The 11,827-nt window shown below is 62.3% G+C and carries 10 protein-coding genes; 7 read left to right on the top strand and 3 right to left on the bottom strand.

Annotated elements, in window-relative coordinates; genetic code table 11:
* Window positions 1–7: 7 nt before the first annotated feature.
* Window positions 8–1,519 carry an efflux transporter outer membrane subunit gene (locus AB4P90_RS05750; RefSeq protein WP_395605730.1) on the bottom strand — a complete coding sequence of 504 codons (1,512 nt, stop codon included), beginning with the start codon at window positions 1,517–1,519 and terminating at the stop codon, window positions 8–10.
* A 181-nt stretch (window positions 1,520–1,700) separates the two neighbouring features.
* Here AB4P90_RS05750 and AB4P90_RS05745 point away from each other — a divergent pair, with 181 nt between their 5' ends.
* The 5 genes from AB4P90_RS05745 (at window position 1,701) to AB4P90_RS05725 (ending at window position 6,104) form a co-directional block, all read left to right on the top strand.
* The gene (locus AB4P90_RS05745) at window positions 1,701–2,669 is read left to right on the top strand and encodes a LysR family transcriptional regulator (protein WP_038448973.1); all 969 of its coding nucleotides are present in this window, start codon (window positions 1,701–1,703) and stop codon (window positions 2,667–2,669) included.
* Window positions 2,670–2,753: 84 nt separating this feature from the next.
* Complete coding sequence (locus tag AB4P90_RS05740; protein ID WP_014716989.1) at window positions 2,754–3,728, top strand: D-glycerate dehydrogenase; 975 nt, start codon at window positions 2,754–2,756, stop codon at window positions 3,726–3,728.
* A 135-nt stretch (window positions 3,729–3,863) separates the two neighbouring features.
* Window positions 3,864–4,766, top strand: coding sequence for a chemotaxis protein CheV (locus AB4P90_RS05735; RefSeq protein ID WP_014716988.1), 903 nt, complete (start codon window positions 3,864–3,866; stop codon window positions 4,764–4,766).
* 3 nt (window positions 4,767–4,769) lie between these two features.
* Window positions 4,770–5,252: a GNAT family N-acetyltransferase gene (locus tag AB4P90_RS05730; RefSeq protein ID WP_395605729.1), complete on the top strand. Its 483-nt coding sequence runs from the start codon at window positions 4,770–4,772 to the stop codon at window positions 5,250–5,252.
* A 108-nt stretch (window positions 5,253–5,360) separates the two neighbouring features.
* Window positions 5,361–6,104: a YkgJ family cysteine cluster protein gene (locus tag AB4P90_RS05725; protein WP_019816937.1), complete on the top strand. Its 744-nt coding sequence runs from the start codon at window positions 5,361–5,363 to the stop codon at window positions 6,102–6,104.
* A gap of 71 nt (window positions 6,105–6,175) precedes the next feature.
* Here the strand turns inward: AB4P90_RS05725 and AB4P90_RS05720 are convergent, their stop codons facing one another.
* Both AB4P90_RS05720 and AB4P90_RS05715 read right to left on the bottom strand, forming a co-directional pair.
* The gene (locus AB4P90_RS05720) at window positions 6,176–6,958 is read right to left on the bottom strand and encodes a transporter substrate-binding domain-containing protein (protein WP_014716985.1); all 783 of its coding nucleotides are present in this window, start codon (window positions 6,956–6,958) and stop codon (window positions 6,176–6,178) included.
* Between the two features lie 162 nt (window positions 6,959–7,120).
* Window positions 7,121–7,354 (bottom strand): hypothetical protein, encoded by a 234-nt coding sequence (locus tag AB4P90_RS05715; RefSeq protein WP_014716984.1) that lies wholly within the window; start codon window positions 7,352–7,354, stop codon window positions 7,121–7,123.
* A gap of 214 nt (window positions 7,355–7,568) precedes the next feature.
* Here AB4P90_RS05715 and AB4P90_RS05710 point away from each other — a divergent pair, with 214 nt between their 5' ends.
* Window positions 7,569–8,735, top strand: a complete 1,167-nt coding sequence (locus AB4P90_RS05710) for an efflux RND transporter periplasmic adaptor subunit (RefSeq protein WP_395605728.1) — start codon at window positions 7,569–7,571, stop codon at window positions 8,733–8,735.
* The gene (locus tag AB4P90_RS05705; protein ID WP_395605727.1) at window positions 8,732–11,827 is read left to right on the top strand and encodes a multidrug efflux RND transporter permease subunit; all 3,096 of its coding nucleotides are present in this window, start codon (window positions 8,732–8,734) and stop codon (window positions 11,825–11,827) included. Before AB4P90_RS05710 ends, AB4P90_RS05705 begins: the two co-directional genes overlap by 4 nt.

The following is an 11,827-nucleotide window of genomic DNA, read 5'->3' as shown; positions in this document are numbered from 1 at the left end:
GGCCTACTCAGTGATCAAACACGGCGAGCGCCGCCGGAGTCTTGCTTGGGAGTGTCTTGGCAGCCTTGGGCACATCATCGCCAGCACCGAGGCCGCCGCCCAAGGCGGTCACTAGCTCGGCATGGGCGCTGAGGCGTGCCGCCTGCACCTGTTGTGCGATCTGCTGCTGGCGAAACAACAAGGTTTGGGCGTTGAGCACGTTGAGGTAATCAGTGAGGCCACGCTGATAGGCGATCATGGCGATGTCGTAGGTTTTCTGCGCCGAGGCCACCGACTGCGCGGCAAAAACCGATTGCTTGTCCATGGATTCGCGGCGGATCAACTGGTCGCTGATGCCCTTGAGCGCATTGACCAGGGTCTGGTTGTACTGGGCCACCGCGATGTCGTAGCCGGCACTGGCTTCACCCAATTGCGCACGTAGACGGCCGCCGTCGAAGATCGGCAAGGTGATCGCCGGGCCGACGTTGTAGTTGAATTTCTTGCCAGCCAGGAATTCCAGCATGCCGCCCCCAGTGGCCATGTAGCCAAGGCTGCCGACCAGGTCGACGTTGGGGTAGAAGCCTGCATGAGCCACATCGATACCCCGCGCCTGGGCCGCTACCTGCCAGCGACTGGCGACCACGTCCGGGCGTTGGCCGAGCAATTGCGCGGGCAGGCTGGAGGGCAATTTCAACGGCGCGGCGAGGGCCAGGGTCGGGCGCTGCAACTGCGCGCCCTCCCCCGGGCCTTTGCCGGCCAACGCCGCCAGTCGGTTACGGCTCAGGGCGATTTCCTCGTCCAGGGCATCCAGTTGGCGATGGGTTTCCGGCAGCGGGGTTTCGGCCTGGCTGACGTCAAAGTGAGTACCGATCCCAGCGGCCAGGCGTTTGTTGGCCAGGTCTAGGATCTGCTGTTGCTGGGCCAGGGTGGCGGCCGCGATGTCACGGTTGGCGTACTGCAACGACAGCTGGATATAGGCGCGCACCACGTTATTTTGCAGCTCGAGCTGGGCCAGACGCGCTTCGGCGGCGCTCATGTGCGCCAGGTCGACCGCACGTTCAGTCGTGTTGCTTTCCCGGCCCCACAGGTCGAGGGCGTAGCTCAGGCCCAGGGACGAATTGTTGTCCCAGGTGTTGGCGCCGCTCAATTGGCCGGGGCCGTAGAACTGATCCTTCGGCCAGTTGTGACGCTTGAGGGTGGTGTCGCTGTTGACCTGCAGCGACTCGGCCGACTCGGCCACGCCGGCCAGCGCTCGGGCTTGCCGCACACGGGCGGCGGCCACGGCCAGGCTGGGGCTGTTGCGGGTGGCGAGTTCGACCCAACGGTTGAGCTGCGGGTCGCCGTAGGCCTGCCACCATTGGGCGGTGGGCCAGTGGGCGTCGCGGTCGGCGCTCTGGATCGCGGCGTCGGTGGCCAGGGTATTGGCGTTGATCGCCTTGCCTTGCGGGGCGATTCCTCCGGTTCCGATGCAACCGCTGATGACTGACGTTAAAGCCCAAACACTGAGAGTCTTCAGCTCTCTGCTGATGCGACGCGGCACGGCAAGCGAATTCCTGAGAGGGTGTTGCGGGAGAGGTGGCGCAATTCTAGGCGGCGCCAGGGAGGACGATAAGCTGGCATTCCTGTGAATCTTTGTTACCGTTCAGGCGATAATCCGTTGGTAGGGATCACTGAAAGCGTAACTTTCTGTCACAATTTGCTATCTCCCTTGAGAACACTCCATGGACACTTTGCAAAACATGCGCGCCTTCAGTTGTGTGGCCGAAGCCGGCAGCTTCACCGCCGCCGCCGTGCAACTGGACACCACCACGGCCAACGTCTCGCGCGCGGTCTCCAACCTTGAGGCCCACCTGCAAACCCGCTTGCTCAACCGCACCACCCGACGCATCGCGCTGACCGAAGCCGGCAAACGTTATTTGCTGCGCTGCGAGCAGATCCTCGCCTACGTCGAAGAGGCCGAGGCCGAGGCCAGCGACGCTCACGCGCGCCCGGCCGGGCAGTTGAAAGTGCACACCATGACCGGCATCGGCCAGCATTTCGTCATTGACGCCATTGCCCGCTACCGCCGCACCCATCCCGACGTGACCTTCGACCTGACCCTGGCCAACCGCGTGCCGGATTTGCTCGATGAGGGCTACGACGTGTCCATCGTGCTGGCCAGCGAACTGCCGGATTCAGGTTTCGTGTCCCAGCGCCTGGGCATCACCTACAGCATCGCCTGCGCCTCGCCGGACTACGTCAAGGCCAAGGGCTGCGCACAGCGGCCCCAGGACTTGCTCAACCATGCGTGCCTGCGCCTGGTCAGCCCAGTGGTCCAGTTGGACAAATGGACCTTCAACGGCCCTGAAGGCCAGGAAAGCGTGGCGATCAACAGCTCGCCGTTCCTGGTGAACTCGGCCGACGCGATGAAAACCGCGATCACCAGCGGCATGGGCGTCGGCCTGCTGCCGGTGTATGCCGCCATCGAAGGGCTGCGCAATGGCACGCTGGTGCGGGTGATGCCGACCTACCGTTCCCAGGAGCTGAACCTGTACGCCATCTATCCTTCGCGCCAATACCTGGATGCGAAGATCAAGACCTGGGTGGAATACCTGCGCGGTTCGTTGCCGGAAATTCTGGCGGCGCACCAAGCGGAGTTGGTGGCGTATGAGTTGAGCGGTGGTGTGGGTGGCGTGCGGATGGCGAACTGATTTTGGCATGCTGCTTCCCCACCCCCTATAAATTCATTGTGGGAGCATGCAAGCCAGCTCCCACATGTTGAGTGGAGTTCTGCAATGAAAAAGACTGTCCTGGCCTTCAGCCGTATCACCCCGCCCATGATCGAACGCCTGCAACAGGATTTCGAGGTGATCGTGCCCAACCCCAAGCTGGGTGACATCAACGCACAGTTCAACGAAGCCCTGCCCCATGCCCATGGCTTGATCGGCGTGGGCCGCAAGCTGGGCCGCGAGCAGCTTGAAAGCGCAAGCAAGCTGGAGGTGGTGTCCAGCGTGTCGGTGGGCTACGACAACTACGACGTGCCGTACCTCACCGAGCGCGGGATCCTGCTCACCAACACCCCCGATGTGCTCACCGAGAGCACTGCCGACCTGGCCTTTGCGTTGCTGATGAGCAGCGCCCGCCGCGTGGCCGAATTGGACGCCTGGACCAAGGCCGGCCAATGGAAAGCCAGCGTGGGCGCGCCTTTGTTTGGTTGCGATGTGCACGGCAAGACCCTGGGCATTGTCGGCATGGGCAATATCGGCGCGGCCGTGGCCCGGCGTGGGCGCCTGGGCTTCAACATGCCGATCATTTACAGCGGCAATAGCCGCAAGACCGCGCTGGAGCAGGAACTGGGCGCGCAGTTTCGCAGCCTGGAGCAGTTGCTGGCCGAGGCGGATTTCGTCTGCCTGGTGGTGCCGTTGAGCGACAAGACCCATCACCTGATCAGCACTCGGGAGCTGGGGTTGATGAAGCCCAGCGCGATTCTGATCAATATTTCCCGTGGGCCGGTGGTGGATGAGCCTGCGCTGGTCGAAGCCCTGCAAACCCAACGCATTCGTGGCGCCGGGCTGGATGTGTATGAAAAGGAACCGCTGGCTGAATCGCCGTTGTTCCAGCTGAGCAATGCGGTGACCCTGCCGCATATTGGTTCGGCCACCGGTGAAACCCGCGAAGCCATGGCCAACCGCGCCGTGGACAACCTGCGCAGCGCCCTGCTGGGCCAACGCCCGCAGGATCTGGTGAACCCACAGGCCTGGAAGGGCTGATATTGGACTTAATGTGGGAGCTGGCTTGCCAGCGCCCACATAAACAGTGCCCGACACAAAAATCCGGTTAAAGCCCAGGCCAGCCAAGTCGATAACTCTCTATAGATCGTCATCCCTGATCCACAGAAGGTTTTTATGTCCACCACCAAAGCCCGCGCAGACTCACTCTCGCTTCTGCTCTTTACCTTGCGCAGCGGCAAGCTGATGGCCATCAACCTGTTGAAAGTCAGTGAGATCATCCCCTGCCCGCCGTTGACCAAGCTGCCGGAGTCCCACCCGCACGTCAAAGGCATCGCCACCTTGCGCGGCGCTTCGTTGTCGGTGATCGACTTGAGCCGCGCCCTGGGTGAAATGCCTTTGCAAGACCCGGACGGCGGCTGCCTGATCGTCACCGATGTCAGCCGTTCCAAGCAGGGCCTGCATGTTCAGGCGGTAAGCAAGATCGTGCATTGCCTGACCACCGATATCCGCCCGCCGCCCTACGGCTCCGGCGGCAATCGGGCGTTTATCACCGGTGTGACCCAGGTGGAAGGTGGCCTGGTGCAGGTGCTGGATATCGAGAAAGTCATCCATGGCATCGCCCCGGCACCGATTGAAGCGGCGCCGACCGACCTGACCATGGAAGAAGCCGAAGTGCTGGGCAACGCCCGCATCCTGGTGGTGGACGACAGCCAGGTGGCTTTGCAGCAATCGGTACACACCCTGCGCAACCTCGGCCTGACCTGCCACACCGCCCGCAGCGCCAAGGAAGCCATCGACGTGTTGCTGGAACTGCAAGGCACGGTTGAACAGATCAACGTGGTGGTGTCGGACATCGAGATGTCTGAGATGGACGGCTACGCCCTCACCCGCACCCTGCGCGAAACCCCGGATTTCAAGGACCTCTATGTGCTGTTGCACACCTCTCTGGACAGTGCGATGAACAGCGAAAAAGCGCGCCTGGCCGGCGCCGACTCGGTGCTCACCAAGTTCTCATCCCCAGAGCTGACCAAATGCCTGGTGGTCGCCGCGCAAACCGTGGCGCAAAAGGGGCTGTAAGCCTTGGCCGAGTATTACCAGCTGCTGCGTCGCGACCTCACCGGCAGCCTGCCCGCCCCGCAGTGGCCAGCGAATACCCGGCTGGATCATTATCGCGATGAGCTAGCTCCGGCGATCCATGCCGTGCTGCGCATGACCCAGGACCAGGGCGGCGGCCGTGTCGGCCACCTGGAGGAGTGGCGCCAGCAGTTCGTCACCGATGCCGACTACGACCCGACGCTGTGCCTGGTGGCCAGTAACCACGACGGTGTTCTCGCAGTGGCCCAATGCTGGACCAGCGCCTTTATCAAGAACCTGGCCGTACACCCCTGTGCCCAAGGCCAAGGGCTGGGCCGCGCCTTGCTGCTGCACAGCTTCCAGGTGTTCAAGCAGCGCAGCGAACCCTATGTCGACCTCAAGGTGCTGGAGAGCAACCTGCGCGCCCGGCAACTGTACGAAAGTGCGGGCATGCGGTTTGTGCTGCGCGACGTCGTATCCAATGGCTGATCCTCACTGGCGCATAACTTGCTTCCAGAGCCCCTGAGCGGTAGATAGAGGTAAAAACCCGTCACCCCTCAAGCGTGCCCTCTGACCTTGCCTGGTGACAGATCCGCCATGAACACACACTTTTCCTGCGTCGGTTGCGGTAAATGCTGCAGCGACCATCACGTGCCCCTGACCCTCGAAGAAGCCCGCAGTTGGGCGGCGGACGGTGGCAACGTCATCGTTCTGGTCGAGGGCTTTCTTGGCAATGGCCTGGGCCTGCCCCTGCAACAACGGGAACACGCCGAGCGCCGCTCAGTGGTCGTGCCCAGCGGCAATACCGAGGCGTTTGTGGCAATTACCTTTGCCGCCTACAACGCCGGACGCTGCCGGAATCTTGACGAAGACAACCGCTGCCGCATCTACGAACGGCGCCCGCTGGTGTGCCGCATCTACCCGATGGAGATCAACCCGCATATCCCGCTGAACCCGAGCGCCAAAGACTGCCCGCCCGAATCCTGGGAGCAAGGCCCCGCGCTGATCGTCGGTGGCGAGTTGATGGACGCACAACTGGCCGAACTGATTCGCCGCTCACGCCAGGCCGACCGTGATGACGTGCAGACCAAAGAAGCGGTGTGCGCGTTGCTCGGCATCCGCACGACCGCGCTCAAGGGCGACGGGTTTACCGCGTACTTGCCGGATATGCAGGCGTTTGCCCAAGCCATTGAACAGGCGGTTGAACAGCCGGCGGTGACCAATGAATGGGTGTTTCATGTGTCCGGGATGGACGTCGCCGAACAGGTGCTGGATGCCGGAGCGCAAATTGCCACTGAGGTGCCAGCCAATTATGCGTTTATCTCGTTGAGGGCGGCTTAAGCCGCTGCGGCCTCATGACGGTATGGGTATCTAATTCAACTTCGGGTGCAAAGCTGCACACCCATTAGCGCTCATGGACGGGCGGGCAATACACCGAGGCGATAGGGCTGGAGGATGCGTTGGTATTCGCCATTCTGCATCAGTTGCTCAAGCGCATGATTAAGCTCATTACGCAACGCGGTATCGGTTTTTCGCACCGCGATCGCCACGCTATTACCCAGCAGGCCAGACGACACAGGCGGGCCCATGAAGTCGAAGTCCAGGCCATCGGCCGTGTCGAGCAGGGCTTCACGGATCTCCACGACGCCTTGCAGGGTCGCATCGATATCGCCCGAAACCAGGCTCTGCACCAGTTGGTCGTTCAGCCAGAAACTCCTGATGATCACTCCCGCCGGAGCCCACTGCGACAGGGCGTAGGCTTCACGATTACTGCGCACCAACACCCCGACCCGCTTGCCCTTGAGCAAGCGCCGATCAGGGCGCAGGCCTGAGGTTTTACGCGCCACCAGCCGCGTGGTGATCGGGTAGAGGTCATCGGTGAAACTCACCCGTTTGCGCCGACGACAGGTGGGCGCCATGCCCATGATCGCGTCGAACTGCCTGGCTTCAAGGGCCGGGAAGTTTTCCATCACGACCTGGTCGACCCAGGTACAGCGCACGTTGAGCTGCTCGCAGAGGGCATTGCCCAGTTCGATATTCAGCCCCACCAATTGCCCTTGGGAATTGCGGCTTTGAAATGGCGGGAAATGCGCGGCAACGGCGAAACGGATTTCACGCCGCGGTTGCACGTCGACGGCAACCGCAGTCGACGAGAGCAAGAGGACGAGCACCGCACAGAGGTGTATCAGGGCCACGGGAATGTCCTTTTCCGGAAAGCTGACTCACCACGCCCCGATGAGCGTCATCGGGACGAAGCAAACGCTGTGCAAGCTTTCAAGAATCGGTCGCGGACCTACAAGCAGAAATTTCTACGGGCAATGTAGGTAACAGCCTATAACGCACCTACGGTTTTAATCTCAGCGTTTACCCATGGACCGGCGAGTGCCCGGAGGCGCCATGCCCGGCGTCTTGGTATGGCCGTTCTTGGCGCCGCCTTTGTACCAGGGCTGGCTGGCATTCTTGGCGCCAGCCAGCTCGCCCGGTTTGAAGGGGAACTTAAACGCCGGGATCTCGGTTTTTTCAACGCCGTCGGCGGTGGCCGAATCGACGAGGTCAGCCGCGTCGACAGGGGGTTGGGTTGGGGAAGTCATAGGGGCTCCGGCGCAGCTATAGGTGTAAAAGCGCGAGTATACGGGGGCAAAGCAGCAAGCGGTAAGCTTCAAGCCACAAGTAAAAAGCGCTAGCTGTCGCGACTGTCAGTTTCGCGTCACCGTGCTGACCGTATTACCGGGCTATAAAGCAGCTACCCAACCTTCAACTGGCAGCTTGCGGCTTAAAGCGTGCAACTGCGTCCCGGCGCCTCCCATGCAGATAAAACGAAACACGGCCCTGATGGTGGGCGTCCTCTTGATACTAGCGGTGGCCGCCTGGGCCGTAACACGGCCTGCCAAGCCCCGGCTGGCTGCGCCCACAGCGATCCCGGTACGGGTGGTGAGCGTCGCGCAACAGGACGTTCCCAGGTTCATCAGCGGCATCGGCTCAGTGCTGTCGTTGCACAGTGGGGTGATTCGCCCGCAGATCGACGGCATCCTCACCCAGCTGCTGGTCAAGGAGGGCCAATCGGTGAAGGCCGGCGACTTGCTGGCGACCATCGATGACCGTTCGATCCGCGCCAGCCTCGACCAGGCCAGGGCGCAATTGGGCGAAAGCCAGGCGCAGTTGCAAGTGGCGTTGGTCAATCTCAAGCGCTACAAAGCGCTGAGCATCGACGACGGCGTGTCCAAACAGACCTATGACCAGCAACAGGCGCTGGTCAACCAGCTCAAGGCCACCGCGCAGGGCAACCAGGCGGCCATTGATGCGGCTCAAGTACAACTTTCCTATACCCAGATTCGCTCCCCGGTCAGCGGCCGCGTGGGCATCCGTAACGTGGACGAAGGCAACTTCCTGCGCATGAGCGACACCCAGGGGCTGTTTACCGTCACGCAGCTCGACCCGATTGCCGTTGAGTTCTCCCTGCCACAACAGATGCTGCCGACCTTGCAGGGCCTGATTGCCGCCCCCACCCGGGCCACCGTCGACGCCTACCTGGGCGCCGACACCGACAACCAGACCGGCGACCTGCTCGGCGAAGGCCACCTGAGCCTGATCGACAACCAGATCAGTTCCACCACCGGCACCCTGCGGGCCAAGGCCGAGTTCAGCAACCCGGCGCATAAGCTATGGCCGGGGCAACTGGTGACCATCAAGGTCCAGACGGCCCTCGACAAGAACGCCCTGGTGGTACCGCCGACCGTGGTGCAGCGCGGGCTGGACTCACATTTCGTGTACCGCGTAAGCGCTGACAAAGTCGAGGTGGTGCCGGTGCAAGTCGCCTACCAGAACAGCGACATCAATATCATCAAAGGCGTGCAGGCCGGCGATGTGCTGGTCAGCGATGGGCAATCGCGGCTCAAGGCCGGTGCGCAGGTGGAGGTGCTCAAGGAGCCGCCGCAAGTGATCCACACCGCCAACGCCCAGGTGCAACCATGAGTGCAAGCCGGTCGCCCTCGGCCTGGTGCGTTGACCATCCGGTCGCCACCCTGTTGCTGACCTTCGCCCTGGTGTTGCTGGGGATTATTGCCTTCCCGAACCTGGCCGTCGCGCCACTGCCGGAAGCGGAATTCCCGACCATCCAGGTCACAGCGCAACTGCCCGGCGCCAGCCCGGACACCATGGCCTCATCGGTGGCCACGCCTCTTGAGGTGCAGTTCAGTGCCATCCCCGGCATGACCCAGATGACCTCCAGCAGCGCCTTGGGCTCCAGCCTCTTGACCCTGCAGTTCACCCTGGAAAAAAGCATCGACACCGCCGCCCAGGAAGTCCAGGCCGCGATCAACACCGCGTCCGGCAAGTTGCCCAGCGACATGCCGAGCTTGCCCACCTGGAGGAAGGTCAACCCGGCGGACAGCCCGGTGTTGATCCTCAGTGTCAGTTCCAGCAGCATGCCCAGCACCGAGCTGAGCGACTACGTGGAAACCCTGCTGGCGCGCCAGATCAGCCAGATCGACGGCGTCGGCCAGATCAACATCACCGGCCAGCAACGCCCGGCGATTCGCGTGCAGGCGGCACCCGACAAGCTCGCGGCCATCGGCCTGACGCTCGCCGACATACGCCTGGCCATCCAGCAGTCGAGCCTGAACCTGGCCAAGGGCGCGATCTATGGCGAAAACAGCGTGTCCACCCTGTCGACCAACGACCAGCTGTTTCACCCAGAGGAATACGGCCAACTGATCGTTTCCTACAAGAACGGTGCGCCGGTTCAACTGCGCGATATCGCCAAGGTCATCAACGGCTCGGAAAACGCCTACGTGCAAGCCTGGTCCGGCGATACGCCAGGGGTGAACCTGGTGATTTCACGCCAGCCTGGCGCCAACATCGTCGACACCGTCGACCGCATCCAGGCCGAGTTGCCGCGCCTGCAAGGCATGTTGCCAGCCTCGGTGCAGGTCAGCGTGTTGACCGATCGCACCAAGACTATCCGCGCCTCACTGCATGAAGTGGAAATGACCCTGCTGATCGCCATCCTGCTGGTGGTGGCGGTGATGGCGTTGTTCCTGCGTCAACTGTCGGCGACGCTGATTGTGTCTGCGGTATTGGGTGTGTCGCTGGTAGCCAGTTTCGCCCTGATGTATGTGATGGGGTTCAGCCTGAACAACCTGACCCTGGTGGCCATCGTGATCGCCGTGGGCTTTGTGGTGGACGATGCGATTGTGGTGGTGGAGAACATTCATCGGCACTTGGAAGCCGGCTTGGGCAAACGTGAAGCGGCGATCAAGGGCTCGGGTGAAATTGGCTTTACCGTAGTGTCCATCAGCTTCTCGCTGGTGGCGGCGTTTATTCCGCTGCTGTTCATGGGCGGCGTGGTCGGTCGGTTGTTCAAGGAGTTTGCGTTGACGGCCACCGCGACCATTCTGATTTCAGTGGTGGTTTCGCTGACATTGGCCCCGACGCTGGCCGCCTTGTTCATGCGTGCCCCTACCCACCCTGCCCACGCCAAACCCAGCTTCAGCGAACGCCTGCTGGCCGGCTATGCGCGCAACCTGCGCCGGGCCTTGGCGCACCAACGCAGCATGGCCGCGATCTTCGTGGTAACCCTGGCCCTGGCGGTGGTCGGCTATGTGTTCATTCCCAAGGGATTCTTCCCGGTGCAGGACACCGGTTTCGTGCTCGGCACCAGCGAAGCGGCGGCCGATGTGTCGTACAAGGACATGGTCGCCAAGCACAAGGCCCTGGCCGAGATCGTCAAGGCCGACCCGGCGGTGCAGGCGTTTTCCCATTCGGTGGGCGTTACCGGCAGCAACCAGACCATCGCCAACGGCCGCTTCTGGATCGCCTTGAAAGACCGCAGTGAGCGCGATGTGTCCGCCAGCCAGTTTATCGACCGCATCCGCCCACAACTGGCGAGGGTGCCTGGCATCGTGCTGTACCTGCGCGCCGGCCAGGACATCAACTTGAGCTCCGGCCCCAGCCGCGCCCAGTACCAATACGTGCTCAAGAGCAACGACGGCCCGACGCTGAACACCTGGACCCAGCGTCTCACCGAAAAACTGCGCGCCAACCCGGCGTTTCGCGACCTGTCCAACGACCTGCAACTGGGCGGCAGCATCACCCATATCAGCATCGACCGCCAGGCCGCCTCACGTTTCGGGCTGACCGCCACCGATGTCGACCAGGCGTTGTACGACGCCTTCGGCCAGCGCCAGATCAACGAGTTCCAGACCGAGATCAACCAGTACCAAGTGATACTTGAACTGGACAGCCAACAGCGCGGCAAGGCCGAAAGCCTCGACTATTTTTACCTGCGCTCGCCATTGACCAACGAGATGGTGCCGTTGTCGGCCTTGGCCAAAGTCGACCCGCCCACGGTCGGACCGTTGTCCATCAGCCATGACGGCATGTTCCCTGCTGCCAACCTGTCGTTCAACCTGGCGCCCGGCGTAGCCCTGGGCGATGCAGTGATCATGCTCGACCAGGCCAAAAACGAAATCGGGATGCCGAGCACAATCATCGGCAACTTCCAGGGTGCGGCCCAGGCGTTCCAGAGCTCGCTGGCCAGCCAACCCTGGCTGATCCTCGCGGCGCTGGTGGCGGTCTACATTATTCTGGGTGTGCTGTACGAGAGTTTTGTGCACCCGCTGACGATCATTTCCACCCTGCCCTCGGCGGGCCTCGGTGCGCTGGTCATGCTGTGGCTGCTGGGCCAGGACTTTTCGATCATGGCCTTGATCGGCCTGGTGCTGCTGATCGGCATCGTGAAGAAAAACGGTATCTTGATGATCGACTTCGCCCTGGAGGCGCAGCGGGTACGCGGGCTGCCACCCGAAGATGCGATTTATGAAGCCTGCGTGACACGGTTCCGGCCGATCATCATGACCACCCTTGCCGCGTTGCTCGGCGCCGTGCCGTTGATGCTCGGCGCAGGCCCTGGGGCGGAACTGCGCCAGCCGCTGGGCATCGCGGTGGTCGGTGGTTTGCTGGTGAGCCAGGCGCTGACGCTGTTCACCACGCCGGTCATATACTTGTACCTTGAACGTTTTTTCCACAGGCCCAAACCAGCGCTGACGCTGGCGACCACACACTGA

It is taken from the genome of Pseudomonas sp. B16120, from assembly GCF_044218845.1.
GTDB classification, from domain to species: Bacteria; Pseudomonadota; Gammaproteobacteria; order Pseudomonadales; family Pseudomonadaceae; genus Aquipseudomonas; species Aquipseudomonas paracarnis.
The sequence above is the reverse complement of the archived record's forward strand: the minus strand, read 5'-3'. Positions and strand labels throughout refer to the sequence as shown.